This window comes from Turicibacter sp. TJ11, assembly GCF_021497505.1.
GTDB lineage: Bacteria > Bacillota_I > Bacilli_A > MOL361 > Turicibacteraceae > Turicibacter.
Genome location: NZ_CP069349.1, coordinates 1,031,575 through 1,050,414 on the forward strand (window position 1 = coordinate 1,031,575; position 18,840 = coordinate 1,050,414).

The following is an 18,840-nucleotide window of genomic DNA, read 5'->3' on the forward strand; positions in this document are numbered from 1 at the left end:
TCACCTCGTTGTTGATTTTGCTTATTCATTATACCGTCAATTTTTTCGAAAAAATGTGAGGTACGTCACATCTACATAAAAAAGTAGCAAAAATCATGCTACTTTTCTAACCACTCTCGATTCACTTTAAATGTTTTTCCCTTCACCTCGCACACCCCTTCGTCCTTTAAATCAGACAAAAGACGACTAAATGTTTCTCTACGAATACTTAAAAGATCAGCAATTTCTTGTTTAGTGACCGGAATGGTCATCAAAACAACTGATGAGGTCGTGTTTTTTTCTAAACGAGCAAAACGCTGAAGCCACTTTTTAAAACGATCTTTCGCATCAATAAATACTTGATCCGTTAACATCTGCTGAACACCTTCTAAACGTCGGTTGAGCTGTTTAAACCACTCTCTTGTAGCAGCTTCCGTTGATAAAATACCTGTTTCTAAAACTTGACGAGGAATTTTAATCACTTCTGTGACCTCAACAGCAACGGCTGTGGCTGGATAAAAGTAAGGGGGATTAAACAACGTACTTAACGCAATAAATTGATTTTTTTGATATAAAGAAAAAATTTTCTCTTGTCCAAGTGAGGATGTTTTTAAAATTTTAACCGTTCCTGTTTTTACAAAATAAATGAAGTGAGCGATATCCTCTTGATGAAATAAAAACTCACCTTTTTTTAAAGTCACTTCCTGACTCACACGTTGTAATTCATCTAGATGTGTCGGATGAATTTGACTTAATAATGGATGCTCTTTTAAAAATCTCATGCTTTATCCATATCCTTTAAATCTGCAGGATAAACTAAACCGATTTGACGACGAACCTCATCTAAAACCTTCATCACGTCATGTGAGAATTGATAAGAATTAATCTGCGATTCTTTTTGATCCTTTAAGATTAAGTCAATAAACTCTTGAACTTCATAAATCATATTGTCTTCATCTTGCTCGATTGCAATCTCTTCAACACTTCCATTTCGATAATGAATGGTTACTGTATCTAATTGATTAATTTTATTCATTAGTAGACTACCTTCTTCTCCTTGAATTTCTGATGGTAAATAGGAGTTAGAAATTTTAGAGTACATCACAGTGGCCTGCATATGAGGATATTTAAAAATAACCGTTCCTTCACCATCGACACCAGACTCTAATAAATAAGCACTTGCCTTAATCTCTTGTGGCATACCAAAAAGTGAAATCATTGGAGCAATCGTATAGACCCCTATATCAACCAAAGCTCCATTGGATAACTCTTTATTAAAGGCATTTAGCACTGTTCCTGCTTTATACGCGTCATAGCGCGACGAATATTGACAAAAACTTGAGAAATAACGACGGACCGTTCCTATCTTATGTAAGTTTTCTTTAATCACTTTAAAATTAGGAAACAATGTTGTTTTCATCGCCTCCATTAATACAACCTGATTAGCTTTTGCAGCTTCAATCATCGCCTCAACTTCTTTAATATTTGAAGCTAATGGTTTTTCACATAAAACGTGTTTTTTATGATTTAAACACAAAATGGCTTGATCAGCATGCAAGGCATTAGGAGAGGCAATATACATCGCATCAACCACATCACTTGTTAACAGTTCCTCTAAATCAGTGAACACATGTTTCACACCATACGTTTTAGCAAATGCTTCACCGCGTGTTTTTGTTCTTGAATAAATGGCACTTAATTCAAAAGCCTCACACTTAGAAGCAGCTTTAATAAATTGTTCGGTAATCACATTGGTCCCTATAACTCCAAATCTAATTTTTTGCTTCATTTTTAATCCTCCATTTACTGGCATACTTTTAGCATAAAAAATAAAAGTCCCTCTGTCAAGCTTTTGACGAGAGGGACTTTTTTATTACTTATTTGACTTTGTTAAAACACTTACGATAATAAACGTTAAAATCGCTGGAATTAACCATCCAAATCCTGAGCTTTGTAATGGTAAATACGCAAGAACTTGATGAAGCATTGATAAATTAAACATCGAAGTGATAGTAGTCATGAAGCTAATGAATAACGTGACATACACTGTCCATCGAATGACATGATTAGACTTTACATAAGCTGAAGCTAATGTCAACGTAATTAAAACAATGACAACTGGATAAATTAAATCAAGCACAGGTCCAGCTAATGCTACAATTGAATCCACATCATTCGTCGCCATTAAAGCACTGATGATCGTCAAAATCACCGCATTCACTGCGTAAGGAATACGCCCCTTAAATAAATCCGTATAAAACTTAGCACTAGCACTTAATAAAGCAATCGCTGTTGTTAAACAAGCAACAGTGGCTGAAATACTTAAGAAAACAGTTCCTAATGGACCAAATACTTCTTTCACAATATACATTACTAATTGAGAACGTGTGAAAGTGACTTGTTCAAGACTTGAGGTCTGTGCTCCTAAATACATCAAACCACCATAAATAATAGCTAAACCAACAATGGCCACTAACCCTGCCATCATAATCACTTTAGACGCATCTTTTCGATCCGTGTAACCTTTTGATCGAACCGAAGAAATGATAATTGATCCAAAAATAACAGCTGCAATCGCATCCATCGTTTGATACCCTTCTTTAAACGCTGAAACAAAGACGTCATCATAAGAAACAGGAACAATCTCACCAATTGGCACGAAAATTCCTTTAATGACGATCGAAATTAACACCACTAATAAAATCGGTGTTAAAAATTTTCCAATGGCATCAACGATTGAAGTAGGTTTTAAAACGAAAAATAAGCAAATAGCAAAGAAAATAATCGTTGTTATTCCTGATGTTGCCATAGGAAATAATGTTGAAATTCCTAACTCATACGTCGTTGAGGCTGTTCGAGGAATCGCAATGAGCGGACCAATGGCTAAGATTAAAATAGATGTCGCCACCAAAGCAAAAATCTTTCCAACAGGTGCTGCCATCTTTTCAAATGAACCATCAATTCGAGCACAGGCTAGTATTCCGAGTAACGGAAGCCCGACTCCCGTAATTAAAAATCCAATTAACGCTGGAAAAAACTGATCTCCAACAGCATTTCCTAAAAACGGCGGAAAAATTAAATTTCCTGCTCCAAAAAACATCGCAAATAAAGCAAACCCAACAACGATTGAGTCTTTAAATGATTTACTTTTCATAATGTCCTCCTAGTTGTAACTCCATGTTGTTTTCATTTCGTTTTGATTAACGGCATCTCGTAATGTAGCGAACAAATTTCCCCTTAACGACTTCACATTGATCAATCATTTCAAATCCCGCTACTTTCAGTTGCTCTTCCATTTTAACTTGTGTCACAATAATCAGTTCATCTGCAATTCGGCGCGCTTCATTCATAATCATTTGCTGAATTTCTGGCGCTATCGGATTAAAATGACCGTACGGCAAGTCAATAATCGCTAGATCATAGTGTTCTTGAATATCTTGAATATCGCCGACTTGAACGACATTTTCATATCCATAATGCTTTAAGTTTTCTTCCGCTTTAAAAGCGACTTTCGGATTCAGTTCATTTCCGACAATCGTTCCGCCAATCGTTAAAACTTCAAGCACGACCGTTCCTGCTCCACAACATGGGTCAATGATTCGTTTACTGAAATCACGTCCGACGGCTAAATTCGCAATCGCACGTGACACACGAACACTTAAAGAAAATGAATACGAGTGAGGTTTATTTTCATGTAAAACCCATTCATTCGAGTTAGGTTCTAATGTCCCAAAAAACCATTCTCCATTTAATTCTGTTAATCCTAACAATTGTTTAGGATGATACATATCTGCTTCTCCACCAATTAAAAAGCCAATTTTTTTAAGGCGTTCTAAACGTTCCTTATAGTCGATAGTCTGTCCTTTAAAACGTAAAAATAAACATTTAAACGTCTCATAACTTAATGGATGTTCCTTGACTTGTTCATAAAGCCCCTCATATGTTTCATGACGATATAAAATCGTTAAACGCTCTTTAATAAATACACTACGAGAAGGATCGATATCAACTTTAGAAAAAAGATATTTATCAGTTAAGTCTTCACCAAATAAAACCTTCATTTCAAGCTTACATAAAGACTCTTCACCTTCTGCATAATTAATCACGTATAAATATCCTTGTATTGGTTGGCTGTTCATCATTATTTAACGTCCTTTTCTTTATAGTCTCGTGGTGTAAACACTATGCTTTATTATAAAATAATCCATTTATAAAATGCAACAAAAAACCACACGAAACGACTTCTTCGCGTTCATTTCTTCATTTTTTTATCATTGTATAGTACAATAAGACGAAATGATTTTAAGGAGGTTTTTATGAAAACTATCATCTATCGTCTGCTATCCTTATCTTTAATGAGTCTTTTATTTGGGTGTCACTCTCCTTCTACTACTATTATTAACCCAAATGCAACAATTTTTACAAAACAACAAACATTAGAGCAAAATTGGTTAACGACGTTTGAACAAGGTGAGTATACGGTATCCTCTCCTTTTTTACTACATGATCCTTATGATAACTCTCCTTTATCTTATCTTCTCATGTTTAAAACACCTGAAATGGCTACTGTTAGCTATGAAGTCGTCGGCCATACTACTGAAACCTCGTTTAGTTATGAAACAACGGCGCCTCGTCAAACTCATCAACTGATTTTAACCGGACTTTATCCAAATGAGGTCAATACCATTCATCTTAATGTCACATTGTCAACAGGAGAGGTCTTAACTAACACCTTATCCATCCAAACAGAACCACTACCACAAAATGTCATCCATCCTAACGTGACATCTAACTCAACTCAACCCTCAACGTTGTCAAATCTTTATCTGATCTCAGATGACAACTATCATTATTTAGTCGACCGAGCAGGTGACATCAGATGGATTCAATACGCCTCATCAGGATCGGTTACTCCTTTAAGAAATGGAACGCTACTGACTTATGATCTTCCATCTTATTATTACTATCATCAAGCATTAATCGAACGGAATTACTTAGGTCAAACGTTAAAACAAATGTATATTCCAGGTGCGGGTCATCACTCTTTAGTTGAAACTAAAAGTGGAGATTATTTAATTAATTCATCCGATAAATCAGATGAACGCTACATTGAAGACGTTATCTATTTACTTGATGATGAAACCGGAGAAATTTTAGAGATGATTAATTTACGTGATTATTTAGATGTTTCTCGATTTGAGGATGACTTACCCGAAGTAAAAGGAGATTTTAACGACTGGTTTCACTTAAACTACGCCATGATGGATTCACAGGATGAAACGATTATTGCTTCAGGTCGTTCACAGAGTATGGTCGTTAAAATCGATCCTCAAACAAAAACGATAAACTGGATTTTAGGCGCGCCTGATGAGGTTGATGAAACTTTACAACCTTATTTACTAACACCGACGAATGAACCTTTTAACTGGCCATTTGCCCAACATTCTGCCAAAGTCTTACCTGATCTCGATCAAAATAAAGACACAACGGATATAATTTTATTTGATAATCATGTCGATATCGGTGTTTTTTCTCGACAAGTCTACCCTAGTTTAAGTCAATATAGTCGTGCTGTTCATTATCGAATTAATGAAGTCGATCGCACCATTGAACAAGTTTGGTCATTTGGTGAAGACTTAACGCCTCCACTTTTTTCAACGATTATTAGTGAAGTCGATTTCAACGGCGAGGCAAATACGATGCTTGTTTTATTCGGGTTTATTCAAAAAGGAACACAAACCGGTGGACAGGTGTTTGAAGTAGATGCCACTGATTCTTCAAACATTTTATTTGAGATGGAGCTTTTAAAAGAAGGCATTAATCGTATCTATACCATTGAATCAATTGAACCAACAGATTTAAATTTAAGTTTTGATTTTACTGATTCAACTATCTCTTCTCTTGCTTCTTTTCATTTAAATCTTCAAAGAACTTCTCCTGACTTACCAACACCATCAAACGTCGAAGAAATGAGCTTAAAACTTTTTAATGACCTCACTTTAACGGATTCCGTTTTATTTCTTGATTATTATCAAATGAAATCATCGATTACTGATGAATTAACACTGATTCTGACGAATACAAAGAATCAATCTTATACCTTTAGTATCTCACCTAATGATTGCTACTTAGTTGATTCAAGCGAGAACCTATCTTTCTTACCTCGAGCTTATAAAAAGGCACTGAAACAACAGCGACTTTATCAAGTGGTGGATCGAATTGATTTAAGTTCACTCCCAAAAGATTGTTATCGTCTTGCTTTTTTTACAAATGATACTCTCTATGAAACGACCTATGATATTGATTTAAGTTTGAATAACTGATGCTTGTCATATAAAAAGTGGTGCTGATAATCAGCACCACTTTTTATGATTGAATTAACTTTGATTTTGATTGCGGATGAGTGGTTTTATCGTGCTTTGAAATAAAAACTAATTTTAATAGCACAGGCGTGATGATCGTTGTAATAACAACCATAACGACAATCGGTCCAAAAAAGGCTGCACTCATTAATCCGATGGAAGCCCCTTTCGTTGCGACAATAAGCGCCACCTCACCACGTGAGATCATCCCTACTCCAATTTGTAAACTTTCTTCATTCGAATAGCGACAAGATTTTGCTCCTACACCACATCCCACTACTTTAGAAACAATGGCGATGACGACTAAACTTAACGTAAAAAAGAAGAGCTGACTATTCATGCCACTTAAATCCACTTGAATTCCAATACTAGCGAAAAAGATCGGTGAGAGCAACATGTAAGAAACCGTTTCAAATCGAGCCGTCATATAGTGAACACAAGGTGTATTGGATAAAATTAAACCAGCAATAAAGGCTCCAGTAATATCAGCAACCCCAAAAAATTCTTCTGCTCCAAAAGAAAGTAGTAAACAAAAAACGAAGGCCACGATCACAAAACGTCTCATATCTTTTTCATACATGCTAACCCAGTGATTATAAAATTTATAAAAAATAATTCCACAACCAATCGCACAAATGAAAAATAAAACGACTTTACCTAAAACGACTGCCACATTCACACTTGAATCTGCGCAACTCGTCACGATCGTCAATGCAACAATTCCTAAAATGTCGTCGATAATGGCAGCACCTAAAATCGCATTTCCAGCTCGTGTATTTAATTTTCCTAACTCTTTTAAAGTCTCAACCGTAATACTAACGGATGTAGCCGTTAAAATAATTCCGATGAAAATATTTTGTAATAAATCATTAATTTCCTCAGATGAATGACCTTGATTAAACAGTGAGGCAATTAAAAAACCACCAATTAAAGGAACTAATACGCCAAATAAGGCAATGATAAAGGATGCTTTTCCCGTTTTTCTTAACTCCATTAAATCCGTTTCAAGCCCCGCAGTAAACATTAAAACAATAACCCCAATTTCAGCGATCTGTTTAATAAAGTCTGTTTCATGTAAAATATTTAACATCGCTGGTCCTAAAATGAGTCCTGCTAACAATGCCCCTACCACTTGCGGCATTGAAAACTTTTTCGTCACTAATCCTAGCACCTTCGTACTTAATAAAATTAATGCTAAATCAAATAAGTAATTATATGACAGCATCTTTACTCATCTCCATTATTTATATTTCATTCATCTCCTTATGGTTAAGTATTGAAAGAGCGATCGATTGACTTTTCTTTCAAATGAATGATTTTCTCTACTAACATAGCATGAGTAAATCGTATATTCTACCGTTCTTTGTCGAATGAAAAAGTTAGATAAATGAATACGTTTTTTTCTTCATACTAAAAAGACATTGCCTCTTAAGAGGCAATGTCTTTTACTTATTTTTCGAATCGTTTATACATCTCAACAATTTGATTTTCTAATGGAGCTAAAACCTCAATTGAAGTAAATTTAACACGACTTGTGTATGCCTCACTTTTTGATGGCTCTTCATAAGTAAGTCCTAGTGCTTCGACTTCTGCTTGAGATAAATAAGTCAGTACATATTGTTTACGTCCCGTTAGTTTGATACGCATAAAGACACGGTTTTTAACATAGATCGTTAAATAGTTGCTAACTGTTTTAAAAGATAACACGTCAACTTGACACTGATTTTTTGTCAGGATGTTTTCTATCACTTGAAAAACTTGTCCTTCTAAAGAAAGTTCCTCATCACTTGCTATTTCAGTTGTTTCATCAGCTGTTGCGTCTTTTGAGTCAACAGGCAATGCTTCTTCCTCTGTTTTTATCTCAAAGACGTTTGATTCATCAACTAACGAATTCTCTAAAGACGTTTCTTCATCATCTTCTTCTAAAATTTTTACTTCTTCAAGATCTTCTTGTTCTTGTGTCTCAAGTGATTGTAACTCATCCATCGTTGTTGTTTCAGTTAAATCAAAAGATTCAACAAACATCTCTTCAATTTCTGATAATTCCACTTCAAGTTCATCTTGATTTTCATTTAAAGTTTGACTTTCTTTAAAATCTCTTTCAGGATCAATCATTGGAACCGTGTTTACGTATAAAGACTTGAATTCATCCATCTTACTTAAACCAATTCGAGTCACTAATACCGAAATAAAACTCATCATTAAACAAATCGTACTCATCATCAGTGACGATAAATTCAAGAAAAATACCACTATACTGATGACTAAGATCACTAAGGACATGACAGTTAGTTTACGATACCATGTATATTTTTGACTCCATTTATCAACTTCACTTAACAAAGATTTCACCTCATATCATTAACAAATAAATTTGATGCTGTCCTTAACTAAATATATCGTATTTTTAACTATTTTCATATACAATTTTCGCATAAATCGACAAAAAATATAACTTTTAACTTATTTAGCAAACGTTAACTCTTAAATATAGGATAATAATGGTCTGTAACCTCTTTATTAGGAATAAAAAAACTAGATAGCTAAAACTATCTAGTTACGTCTTATAATCCAATAACTACGCCGATTGCAGCTCCGATGGTGATATAAAGAATCGGATGTTTTTTTGTTTTATTCGTTAATATATAAAGCCCAACAAATAATAACAGAGCTTTAAAATCGAAAAAATCAGCCCAGTTTTTTGTTATTTCAAATCGATCTAATGTTAAGACCGAAATTTTGAAAACACCAAATCCTGCTACTGCAATTAATCCCGTTACGGCTGGACGAAGTGCATAGAAGATCGACTGCACGGCCTGACTTTCCTTAAACTTATTTAATACATGAGCGACAATAATAATAATGATAACAGATGGAGTCACTAATCCAACAGTGGCAATAATCCCACCTAAAATTCCTCCGGCATTAAAACCAGCATAAGTTGCCATATTAATTCCGATAGGCCCCGGTGTGGATTGTGAGATCGCAATCATATTTCCAAGCATCGCTTCATCAAACCATGGATATCTTCCAGCTAATTCAGATAGGAATGGTAACGTTGCTAACCCACCACCTACTGCAAATAAACCAATTTTAAAAAATTCTAAAAATAAAATTAAATACGTCATTACTTCTTCTCACCCTTCCCACCTTTTACTAAAAGACCAACGATAGCAGTGGCAATAACAATAAACACAGGTGAAATATTTGTAAAGATTCCAAGTAAAATAGTTGCTAAAACAATCATTAAACAAATTCGATCAATGACCGATCCTTTCCACAACTTAATCACTGCATTTAAGACTAACACACAAACTGCTACACGAATTCCATTAAACGCATGTTGGACAATAGGAAATTCCGCAAAGCTTTGTAAAAATGAAGCAAGTATCATAATAATGACTAAAGATGGAAAAACAACGCCTGAAGTTGCCACGAGAGCACCGATAATTCCATGATGTTTATAACCAATAAAAGTAGCTGTATTAACAGCGATAACACCTGGCGTACATTGTCCAACAGCGTAGTAATCCATCACTTCTTCTTCAGTTGCCCACTTTTTCGTTTCTACAACTTCTTTTTGAAGCATCGGTAACATCGCATATCCACCACCGAAAGTCAATCCTCCAATTCGGCAAAACGTCCAAAATAAATCAAAATAATCTTTCATACGTAAAACCCTCCAGCACATAAATTCGCTTCTTAGTATAGACAAAATCCTAGCTTTTAAACTCGATTTTTATCCTCAAAAAGGTGATTTATTTTAATGATTTGAAGAGGTGTGATAGGTTTGGAAATAAAAACAATATTCCCCACCAACTAACACACCTATCAATTTTATCCACCCAAGTTGTAAAAGTTTCATCTCTAAACCGTGTTAAATAATCGACATCACGATTACAGAAACAACCAATCCCCCTAAGACTCCTCATATGATCTAATCCCGTTCCATTTTCTGATGTCCCTGCGGACCTTTTCCTACTTTTACTTGTTCTTGTTTCAAATGGATTCCTCCTAGTGAGAAGATTTACTTTTAAGAGCCGAAACTATTATAAAAGATATTCCTTAATCTGTAAATGTATAGAAAAACCAACATTTAAGCAAAACGTTACTCATTTTCAATTTTCACCTAGGAATTCCTTATATAACATAGAGCCCTTCTTAATTGTTATCGCCTCCTTTCTCCACTAATAGAGAAATTAAAGCTAAGGTTTTAATCATTCAAAACTAGACTTTTTATCAAAAAAATAAAAGGAATCAAGCCACTCAAGCCTAACTCCTTTTGATGACATGGAGAGTATTCCACGATAAAAAAAACATTTTTCCATCTATAAAGAGGGTTTCTAATTACCCATTTACAAAGCTTGGCGCCCATGTACTTACGCTTAAAGCCCCCATTCCTCTTTAGCAAGCTCACGCATGTTAACAAGTTCTTCATGATTTTGTTCTAATAATTGTTCAACGGTTTCCCGTTCATCGGATAGAAATTGATTTTTCTTCGTCTCTAAATAATTCATATTCTCATCAACGTAGACCTCATACCCGATTCCTTGATTAACAAGCATCACACCGTATTCTTTTATTTCTTTAGCAAATAACCCAGGCCACATAATAATCGCTAACGTATCCTCTAAATTTCCGATCGCTACATTTCCAGTGAACTGAGGATACTTAGGTAAAGATACCGTATACTGTGCTTGATCCTTTGTGTTGCCATAGGCCGTAAAGTATAAATCATACCCTTCACAATAGGGTTCATACGCTTTTTGATTCATATACCATACCCCATGAAAAATAAGTAGACTAACAACCATCATCCCAATAACTACATAGACTTTTTTTAACTTCATAACTCAATCACCCGCTCTGCCATTCTTTTTATTTTTTCATCATGTGTCACTAAAATAATCGTTTTCCCTTCTTGATGAAGTTCCTTTAAAATCTACATGATACGATTAGCATTTGCCTCATCTAAAGATCCCGTTGGCTCATCCGCTAAAATAATTTCACTTTGTTTAAAAAACAGGCGTGCTAACGCCACACGCTGTTGTTCCCCACCAGATAGTGTATATACTTTTTGCTTTAAAACGCCAGAAAGTCCCACCCGTTTTAAAGCTTCTTCCATCGTTAAGTTAGTGCGATCTTGCTTACGAATAAGCTTTAAATTTTGTTCAACTGTCTTGTTTTCAACAAGCGCAAAATTTTGAAATAAAAAGCCAAGTTTTTTTCGAAAATATTGCATCCTTTGTTTAGGCGTCACAATTGCATCCCCATCAATCAATAATTTTCCGGAATCAAAAGGCTCAATCATCCCAATCATATTTAATAACGTTGTTTTGCCGCAACCACTTACTCCCGAAAAGCAAACAAATTCACCAGACTCTATTTTAAAATTAAAGTTTTCAAATAAAACACGCCCTTCAAATCGCTTGCTTAATTCAATCCCTTCAATCATATCCGTTCCCCCTTTAAAATGGATGCCATTTTTAATTTTTCTAATTGCTTTGTCTTATATCCGATATAAATCAGTTCAATCACGGTTAGAAAAAGACTCAATCCTATAAAGTAAACGCCTATTTCTATCAATAGGAACTGACCAATAATCATCGCTAGTAAACAACTTATTAATGAAAGAAGAAGTGTTAACCCAACTAAAACTTTTTCTCTTTCAAACAAACTATACCCGAGTGTCTTTTTTAAAACCATTTCCATCGCTTTAAAACTATATTCTAGCCGTAATACAAATAAAATCATGACACACTCAAGGGAAATCATAAAAATGGGCAATAAGGCTGTTAATTTCATACAACGCTTAGCCATCGCCCAATTATACTGATACAACTCATACACATTCGTTTTCTTTAAAATTTGATTTTGTATTCCATAATCCTTAATAAATTCAGAAAATTCCTCATCAGATATATCATACATCACATCGTAAGCATAATATATCGCATTTCCAGTTGAGTCATGTTGGATCGTTGTTTGATTTAAAAGGATAACAGGATTTTTTGAATAATAACTGCGATACGTATACATCGGGTCACTAATTCCAAGTAAGCGCACCTCTTCCTCATACAGAATAAACTCAATCAACGACAAGTCGGTAAATGCCTCCCCTAAATACATGCGTACCATCATTTGAAAATACGCTTTAAAATTCGCTTCTTGTTTAATCGATGAAGGGGTGAGAATATAAACCTTCTCCTCCGTACACTGACTTAAAACATCTGCAATCGGACTATTTTGCTTAAGCAACTCACGTTTTGTTTGTTCATTAATTAAACGAACCGTATGCTCTTCATCTGATAAATCAGCATACATCAAACTCTGATTTTCAAACGTCTGATGAAATTTTTGAATGATCTCACTCGTTCGTTCCCCCGTTAAATCATCTTCTAACCGATAATTAATCTGATAATAAGCATAGTCTTTGTGTGCTTTAAAAAAATCACGTTGCTGATAATAATCATATCCTTCGACAAAAACGATTAAATTTAAAGTGATTAATAAAAGTGTGAGAACAAACGTAATGGCTTTTATTCCATAACTCACGAAAAGTAAGCCTTGACCATTGACATCCTTTGCTAAATCTTTTTTTAGCTGATACCTCAGGCTAAACAGCCATAACACACCATTCATTATCAAAAAGATGACTAACATCCAAAAACTTAATGAGGACATAAACGTAACATTTGAAACCTTAGATAATAAAAGACTTCCAAGGGCATAACTCCCGCTAAAAACAAATGTATCTGCTAAAATATTTCGCCAAACAAATTGACGAATATCCTCACCTAGCATGTAGCGTACCATTCGTTCTTTTTTACTAATTAACATCTCATAAGAGGACATGAGTAAAATAATCGCAAAACTTCCACCCCAAACAAGCACTAAATTCGCTACCGTCTGTTGATCGGAAGAGTAAAGTTTTGGCATCCCCCCCGAATATTTATCAACTAACTGGGTTTTAAAGGCTCTTAATGTTTCAACATCTTCCCCGATAAAATAACAAGATTTCATCTTCTTAATATTTAAAAATTCAGTAATCGGTCGTAACATGACCTCCGTTTTTCCAACAAATAAACTATCGTATTCTTGAGTTTTAATTTGGCGATTCTCTAAGCTTTTTAACGCACCTTCTGTTCCATAAATCTTAATTTCCTTTTTTATATCCGATGTTATTTCACCATCTACAAAGAAAAAATCGACATCATAACGTTCGGCCGCTTCTAAAAAATCCGAAATAATCTCTGATACCTCTGAAGTCGTCTCCTCAAAGACAAAGGTTGCTTGATAATAGCTTTCTTGAAATTGATCAAAATGAAAAATAAATAGCTCCCCAGTAAAAATCAAACTCATGGCAATCAAAAGAATCCCAATGAGATACTTCACCCACTTCACCCGACACACGCCCTTCCTTATACACTAAAAGTGCGAATATAACATTCGCACTTTTTCATCTTACCATTCACAACTATAAATAACCGTTTGTCCAGAATGAACAACTTCAAGCTTTGACCATTGACCGCCAAAAGAAGACCTAGAAGTATGAACCCCTTTTCCATTTTTAATTTTAGCATAGTGGCTTGCTGACGGATGATAGGCATACGCCGTATCCTCATTAATTAAAACGGTATTATATCCATACTGGAATTTAATTCCATTACTTCCGTTAACCGTTTTTTCCCAAGCACTCGTAAAATTACTAGTTACCGTTCTAGATACTGAACCTGCATGGGCCGTCAACTCCGCACCGCTTCCTAAAGCTATAACAGTCATTAATGCTAATCCATAGTTTCCTATTTTTCTAATTTCCTAACCTCCATCTTAAATTTCTTAGTTATAGAGTCGTCTTCATTCATCTCTATAACTAAAATTTATCATAGAAACAACCTCATAAATTGTAATTTTATACCTTTTTCGGTTTGAAATTTTCATCTTTTAATAACTCCTCTAAAAATCTTCTAAAAAAGAATTTTTCTATTCATAAAAATAAAAAACACCTTTAAGACCTTAAAGACTTAAAGATGTTTTTTATTTTCTCTCGCTAATTAGGCGATGCGATCCATCACAGGAACGATTTGTTTTTTACGAGAAACAACTCCTTCAAGTAAAGCTGTGTTTTCTGTTAATTCAACATTAAATGCTTTTTCAACGATATCTTGACGATCTCCTAAAGCAATCACTTGTGAGTTACTATTTAAAATATCTGTGATAACGGCTAAGAATAAGTTTAATCCTTTTTCAGCAATGATTGCTTGCATTTGTTCTTCTAACTCTGCCTTACGAGTCATCATATCTTCGATGCTAACCACGTTAATTTGAGCAATTTCAACTGTTGATGATCCCATTGGGAATACTTTTGCATCAATTCCTAATAATTGAGCAGCCGTTAAATCTGAAAGATCTGTTCCTGCTTTTAACATTTCTAAACCGTAAGTTTCTACATCTAATCCTGCGATTTCTGCTAATTCACGGCATGCTTTTTCATCTTGTGGTGTACAAGTTGGTGATTTGAATAATAATGAATCTGAAATGATAGCACTTGCCATTAAACCTGCGATTTTAGGCTCGATTTCAATTCCGTTTTCTTTATACATTTTATATAAGATTGTTCCTGTACATCCTACTGGTTCCGCACGGTAAAATAATGGTTCAGATGTTTGGAAGTTTGCGATGCGGTGATGATCAACAACCATTTTGATCGTTGCTTTTTCAATTCCGTTTGCACTTTGGTTAAACTCATTATGGTCAACTAAAATCACTTCATCATTTTCAGTTACTCCATCAATTAAAACTGGAGCTTCTACTTCAAAGTGATTTAAAATGTATTGTGTTTCTTTATTAATATCTCCTAAACGGCATGCCTTTACATCCATTCCTAATTTAGTTTGTAAGTCTGTCATGACTAAAGTTGATGTAATTGAATCCGTATCTGGGTTTTTATGTCCGAATACTAATGTAGCCATTTATTCATTCCTCCTTCTGAAATTTCACTTCTCTTATTTTACACTAAATTGTCAAAAAACTCATCGTCTTTTGATCGAAAATTACAAAATTTCAATGAGATCGCTCATTCCTTCAAAAATGATCTTCAAACGAATGATTATACTGAATATAAAAATTCTTTGACATTTAAACACAGATAGTTATTTCATTCACTATGATGAATTTATCGCACTTTAAAAGAGTGAAATGATTAGATAGTCACTAACATGCTCATCCTGATGAACTAACAACTCTTTTTAGTTAGGTACTATTAGACGAAAATGTTGAAATTAGCTTCAAAATAAAATAGAGGGAAATAATCCCTCTATTTTTTATCATTTAAATTAATCGGCTCCTCAAGTTTATACTCAATCCCATCAATAGTATAGATTAATTTTAATTTAATGTTTGAATTTTCAGAAATATTTTTATCTATAATCTTACTCACCCCCGGAAGAGTGTGGTCATACTTTTTAAACGGTTCTCCAGTCGTAAATTCAAATACCACCTCATCATTAATGTGTAGCTCCAGTCTAAAACCCGAAATTTCTTTATCCATTTGTTTTTCAAAATAGTAAGATGCAGGAATGTATATAAAGTCATCTCCTACAAGTATATCAAAATTGGTTAAAGCTAATTCTTCAGTTGAAAAGTTGAATTCATATTCTTTTACATTTTCCTTATTAAAGAAATGAATGTAAGAAATAAAACAACAATAGACCATTAAGGCTGCAAAAACTAAGTAAAGCATAGATCTCTTATTCAATACAATCCCCCCACTTAAATTTAATTTACATAATTTTCTATTTTATTATAGTATATCATATTTGGTGCAAAGATTTGCTATACAAAATATCCATTTATCTAAGGTACTGTTTTAAATTAAAGCTGATATATGCTAAAAAAGATGAGAGTAAAATGAACTATTTAAACTTCAACTTTAAAGTCTAACAGAAATTTCATCTAAACGATGCTCTTTAATTTAAACGCTAATTAAATCTGGTTTTTGTTGCCTTTTTTTATTTTATCCTCGATAATAGTAGAGGTTTAATTGATTTTCTAACTTTAAAGGAGTCTGGTTATGAAAAGTTATAATTTTTACAAATGGAGAGTTTGGACAATTCTTGCCTTTTCTTTAGTTCTTTCACTTTTTCATCGTGGAGCCATGGGGGTTATTTCACCTTCAATGAGTCTTGATTTAAATGCTTCTGCTTCACAAATGAGCAATATTGCCTCTGTCACCTTTTACACCTATGCTCTCATGCAAATTCCCGCAGGATTATTACTTGATCGATATGGGTATCGTAAAATTAATGGGATTGGAATGCTAATCACTGGATTAGGTGCGCTTTTGCTAGGCGTGACTTCTTCAATTCCTTTAGCCTATATTAGTCGATTACTCGTAGGATTAGGAACGTCTGTCATCTTCATTTCTGTTTTGAAGGCTCAAAGTATTTGGTTTAGTCGAGATGAATTTACAAAAGCTTCTGGTCTTCTTGCTTTTATTGGAAACACAGGAGGCGTACTAGCAACTTTTCCATTAGCCTTCTTAGTGACCTATATCGGATGGCGCTTTTCAATGATAGTCATGGGAATCATCTGTCTTCTTCTATTTGTTGTCATCTTCTTTTACGTTAAAAACCATCCTAATGACTATGGATATGAACCTCAAGGAGAAGCTAAAAACTCTTCACCTCTTCACCTTAAAGATTCATTTAAATCCGTGATTTTCAACACCGCTATTTGGCGTAACTTCTTTGCTTTATTTACATTAGTCGGATGTACAACTGCGTTTTCGGGTGTTTGGGGGACTAATTACTTAATAACCGTGTATCAAATCACAGAAACTAAAGCCTCTTTTTATATTTCCTTTATTTTAGTTGGTTTAATTGTCGGTGCGTTATGCATTCATCCGATTTTAAACTGGTTTAACCATCAACCCGTCTTATGCCAACGAGGAGCTTCTATTTTAATGACACTTTGCTGGGTTTATTTCTTACTTATTACCGCAGGAAAACCAAGTCTCGTCGTCTTACCTATTTTATTCTTTTTAATCGGCTTTTCAGCGACTGCACATATTTTATCATTCACTGACATTACTGATCGATGTACGAGCGATTATAGTGGTCTTGCAAGTAGTTTTATCAATGCAGGAGAATTTATTTCTAGCTCAGTGATCACTTTATTTATTGGAATTTTTTTAGATTTAACCTATACAGGTACAACGATGAATGGCGTTCGATCATATACACCCACTCAATATCAGCTTTGTTTTTTAATCTTCTTATTCATCTCTGCTCTAGGTATTCTAACTAGCTTTATTCCATCTAAACAAGAAAAAGAAAAAATAGCTCCTTCCATTGCTTCTACGAATTAATCATTCCTTAAAAAAACAGAGACAAAGTCTCTGTTTTTTAATGACATTTTTAATGTGATTATGCTTACTATTTGATTTATTTAAAATGTCATTAAGTATATTAAACTATAAATTATAGTCTAACTGAATCAATCCCGCTTCTTTCATGACACTCTGTACTTTCATCATCTGCCCATCATTACCTACTAAATCATCTTCACCCGATAACAATAACGTAGGTCAATCATGAGGCATTTTTTTAAAATTTTTAATTAAACTATCCTCTAATCTAAAACTGTCTCTGTTCCCACCACAATTTCATAAGGAACAAACGCTCCATCTTTATATGTTAAATAAATTTGAATAACACCTAAACCATCTACTGTTGCCACTCCTATAATTCGCTGTGAAGCTAACAAATCATAGGTTTGATGATCAGCTAATGTCATAATTGGTGAAAGATCACCTAGTGGTAAGACTTCCCCTTTTAAATTATCTTTCACTTTCCCTTCAGACGTATAATAGTTCTCTAATAGTTCTTGATTTTGATTAGACAGATTGAGTTGATAAGTTTGATTTAACGTATTATTTTTAACGACAACACCGTAATCATTGACAAAACTAATGTTCCAATCATATAACTCATTGATTTTCGTATAATCGAGCACTTCTGTTGGCTGTTTATCTTTAAAACTGTAAATATAATAATAATGAATATTTCCACTCCCACCAGAACTAATCGCTACATAGACATCGTTAATTTCATCTTTATTAAAATCACCTAAAAAAAGTGTCCCTCCATAACCACCAGTTAAATCTAATTTCTGTTCTGTTATCTCACTAGTGACACCATCAACCACATAGATTGTTAAGTCTTCTTGATAAATCGCATCTGGACTTTTTTTATTTCCTGCTAAATAGACAAAATCATCAATTTGATCCCCTGTCACATCTGTGATTTGGCTATCAAATATATAAGGTGCATCCATTTCAACTTTTAATTCAATCTGTGGCGGGATATAAGCCTCTAAAAACATATGAACAAGCCCCTTTCAAACTTAAGTTACTCTTAGTATAACCAGTTATGAAAAACCTATGAAGCTCATCCACTAAATTTGCGATGAATATAAAAAGAGGTCTAGAAGCTAGACC

The 18,840-nt window shown here is 34.1% G+C and carries 17 protein-coding genes; 2 read left to right on the forward strand and 15 right to left on the reverse strand.

What is annotated here, in order from left to right; genetic code table 11:
- Nucleotides 1–98: 98 nt before the first annotated feature.
- The 4 genes from JRC48_RS04815 to JRC48_RS04830 form a co-directional block, all read right to left on the reverse strand.
- Nucleotides 99–761 (reverse strand): Crp/Fnr family transcriptional regulator, encoded by a 663-nt coding sequence (locus JRC48_RS04815; protein WP_235070724.1) that lies wholly within the window; start codon nt 759–761, stop codon nt 99–101.
- The gene (locus JRC48_RS04820; protein WP_235070725.1) at nt 758–1,768 is read right to left on the reverse strand and encodes a Gfo/Idh/MocA family protein; all 1,011 of its coding nucleotides are present in this window, start codon (nt 1,766–1,768) and stop codon (nt 758–760) included. The genes JRC48_RS04815 and JRC48_RS04820 overlap by 4 nt, the downstream gene beginning before the upstream one ends.
- An 84-nt stretch (nt 1,769–1,852) precedes the next feature.
- Nucleotides 1,853–3,133, reverse strand: coding sequence for a branched-chain amino acid transport system II carrier protein (gene brnQ, locus JRC48_RS04825; RefSeq protein ID WP_235070726.1), 1,281 nt, complete (start codon nt 3,131–3,133; stop codon nt 1,853–1,855).
- 46 nt (nt 3,134–3,179) lie between these two features.
- Complete coding sequence (locus JRC48_RS04830) at nt 3,180–4,121, reverse strand: TRM11 family methyltransferase (RefSeq protein WP_235070727.1); 942 nt, start codon at nt 4,119–4,121, stop codon at nt 3,180–3,182.
- Nucleotides 4,122–4,295: 174 nt separating this feature from the next.
- Here JRC48_RS04830 and JRC48_RS04835 point away from each other — a divergent pair, with 174 nt between their 5' ends.
- On the forward strand, nt 4,296–6,302 hold the full coding sequence (locus JRC48_RS04835) for an aryl-sulfate sulfotransferase (protein ID WP_235070728.1): 2,007 nt from the start codon (nt 4,296–4,298) through the stop codon (nt 6,300–6,302).
- Nucleotides 6,303–6,345: 43 nt separating this feature from the next.
- Here the strand turns inward: JRC48_RS04835 and JRC48_RS04840 are convergent, their stop codons facing one another.
- The 10 genes from JRC48_RS04840 to JRC48_RS04885 all read right to left on the reverse strand — a co-directional run bounded on the left by JRC48_RS04840 (nt 6,346) and on the right by JRC48_RS04885 (nt 16,098).
- The gene (locus tag JRC48_RS04840; RefSeq protein WP_235070729.1) at nt 6,346–7,566 is read right to left on the reverse strand and encodes a cation:proton antiporter; all 1,221 of its coding nucleotides are present in this window, start codon (nt 7,564–7,566) and stop codon (nt 6,346–6,348) included.
- A gap of 224 nt (nt 7,567–7,790) precedes the next feature.
- Nucleotides 7,791–8,684: a hypothetical protein gene (locus JRC48_RS04845; RefSeq protein WP_235070730.1), complete on the reverse strand. Its 894-nt coding sequence runs from the start codon at nt 8,682–8,684 to the stop codon at nt 7,791–7,793.
- A 221-nt stretch (nt 8,685–8,905) separates the two neighbouring features.
- The gene (locus tag JRC48_RS04850) at nt 8,906–9,469 is read right to left on the reverse strand and encodes a chromate transporter (RefSeq protein WP_235070731.1); all 564 of its coding nucleotides are present in this window, start codon (nt 9,467–9,469) and stop codon (nt 8,906–8,908) included.
- Nucleotides 9,469–10,011, reverse strand: coding sequence for a chromate transporter (locus JRC48_RS04855; RefSeq protein ID WP_235070732.1), 543 nt, complete (start codon nt 10,009–10,011; stop codon nt 9,469–9,471). Before JRC48_RS04855 ends, JRC48_RS04850 begins: the two co-directional genes overlap by 1 nt.
- A 715-nt stretch (nt 10,012–10,726) precedes the next feature.
- The gene (locus JRC48_RS04860) at nt 10,727–11,191 is read right to left on the reverse strand and encodes a hypothetical protein (RefSeq protein WP_235070733.1); all 465 of its coding nucleotides are present in this window, start codon (nt 11,189–11,191) and stop codon (nt 10,727–10,729) included.
- Nucleotides 11,192–11,283: 92 nt separating this feature from the next.
- The gene (locus JRC48_RS04865; protein WP_235070734.1) at nt 11,284–11,796 is read right to left on the reverse strand and encodes an ATP-binding cassette domain-containing protein; all 513 of its coding nucleotides are present in this window, start codon (nt 11,794–11,796) and stop codon (nt 11,284–11,286) included.
- Nucleotides 11,793–13,745: a hypothetical protein gene (locus tag JRC48_RS04870; protein ID WP_235070735.1), complete on the reverse strand. Its 1,953-nt coding sequence runs from the start codon at nt 13,743–13,745 to the stop codon at nt 11,793–11,795. Before JRC48_RS04870 ends, JRC48_RS04865 begins: the two co-directional genes overlap by 4 nt.
- Nucleotides 13,746–13,805: 60 nt before the next feature.
- Nucleotides 13,806–14,123 (reverse strand): hypothetical protein, encoded by a 318-nt coding sequence (locus JRC48_RS04875; RefSeq protein ID WP_235070736.1) that lies wholly within the window; start codon nt 14,121–14,123, stop codon nt 13,806–13,808.
- 272 nt (nt 14,124–14,395) lie between these two features.
- Nucleotides 14,396–15,313 (reverse strand): manganese-dependent inorganic pyrophosphatase, encoded by a 918-nt coding sequence (locus tag JRC48_RS04880; protein WP_235070737.1) that lies wholly within the window; start codon nt 15,311–15,313, stop codon nt 14,396–14,398.
- Nucleotides 15,314–15,657: 344 nt separating this feature from the next.
- A complete protein-coding gene (locus JRC48_RS04885; RefSeq protein WP_235070738.1) occupies nt 15,658–16,098 on the reverse strand; it encodes a hypothetical protein in 441 nt (146 codons plus the stop codon).
- A 315-nt stretch (nt 16,099–16,413) separates the two neighbouring features.
- Between JRC48_RS04885 and JRC48_RS04890 the strand changes: the two genes are divergently transcribed.
- Entirely contained in the window at nt 16,414–17,709 is a 1,296-nt protein-coding gene (locus JRC48_RS04890; protein WP_235070739.1) for an MFS transporter, read from the forward strand.
- 263 nt (nt 17,710–17,972) lie between these two features.
- Here the strand turns inward: JRC48_RS04890 and JRC48_RS04895 are convergent, their stop codons facing one another.
- Nucleotides 17,973–18,725, reverse strand: coding sequence for a hypothetical protein (locus JRC48_RS04895; protein WP_235070740.1), 753 nt, complete (start codon nt 18,723–18,725; stop codon nt 17,973–17,975).
- Nucleotides 18,726–18,840 lie beyond the last annotated feature (115 nt).

Coding starts and splice junctions, on each gene's coding strand:
- JRC48_RS04890 (WP_235070739.1), top strand. CDS start 16,414: ATGAAAAGTTATAATTTTTACAAATGGAGAGTTTGGACAATTCTTGCC.
- brnQ (WP_235070726.1), bottom strand. CDS start 3,133: ATGAAAAGTAAATCATTTAAAGACTCAATCGTTGTTGGGTTTGCTTTA.
- JRC48_RS04875 (WP_235070736.1), bottom strand. CDS start 14,123: ATGACTGTTATAGCTTTAGGAAGCGGTGCGGAGTTGACGGCCCATGCA.
- JRC48_RS04815 (WP_235070724.1), bottom strand. CDS start 761: ATGAGATTTTTAAAAGAGCATCCATTATTAAGTCAAATTCATCCGACA.
- JRC48_RS04830 (WP_235070727.1), bottom strand. CDS start 4,121: ATGATGAACAGCCAACCAATACAAGGATATTTATACGTGATTAATTAT.
- JRC48_RS04865 (WP_235070734.1), bottom strand. CDS start 11,796: ATGATTGAAGGGATTGAATTAAGCAAGCGATTTGAAGGGCGTGTTTTA.
- JRC48_RS04820 (WP_235070725.1), bottom strand. CDS start 1,768: ATGAAGCAAAAAATTAGATTTGGAGTTATAGGGACCAATGTGATTACC.
- JRC48_RS04860 (WP_235070733.1), bottom strand. CDS start 11,191: ATGAAGTTAAAAAAAGTCTATGTAGTTATTGGGATGATGGTTGTTAGT.
- JRC48_RS04835 (WP_235070728.1), top strand. CDS start 4,296: ATGAAAACTATCATCTATCGTCTGCTATCCTTATCTTTAATGAGTCTT.
- JRC48_RS04855 (WP_235070732.1), bottom strand. CDS start 10,011: ATGAAAGATTATTTTGATTTATTTTGGACGTTTTGCCGAATTGGAGGA.
- JRC48_RS04895 (WP_235070740.1), bottom strand. CDS start 18,725: ATGTTTTTAGAGGCTTATATCCCGCCACAGATTGAATTAAAAGTTGAA.
- JRC48_RS04840 (WP_235070729.1), bottom strand. CDS start 7,566: ATGCTGTCATATAATTACTTATTTGATTTAGCATTAATTTTATTAAGT.
- JRC48_RS04850 (WP_235070731.1), bottom strand. CDS start 9,469: ATGACGTATTTAATTTTATTTTTAGAATTTTTTAAAATTGGTTTATTT.
- JRC48_RS04880 (WP_235070737.1), bottom strand. CDS start 15,313: ATGGCTACATTAGTATTCGGACATAAAAACCCAGATACGGATTCAATT.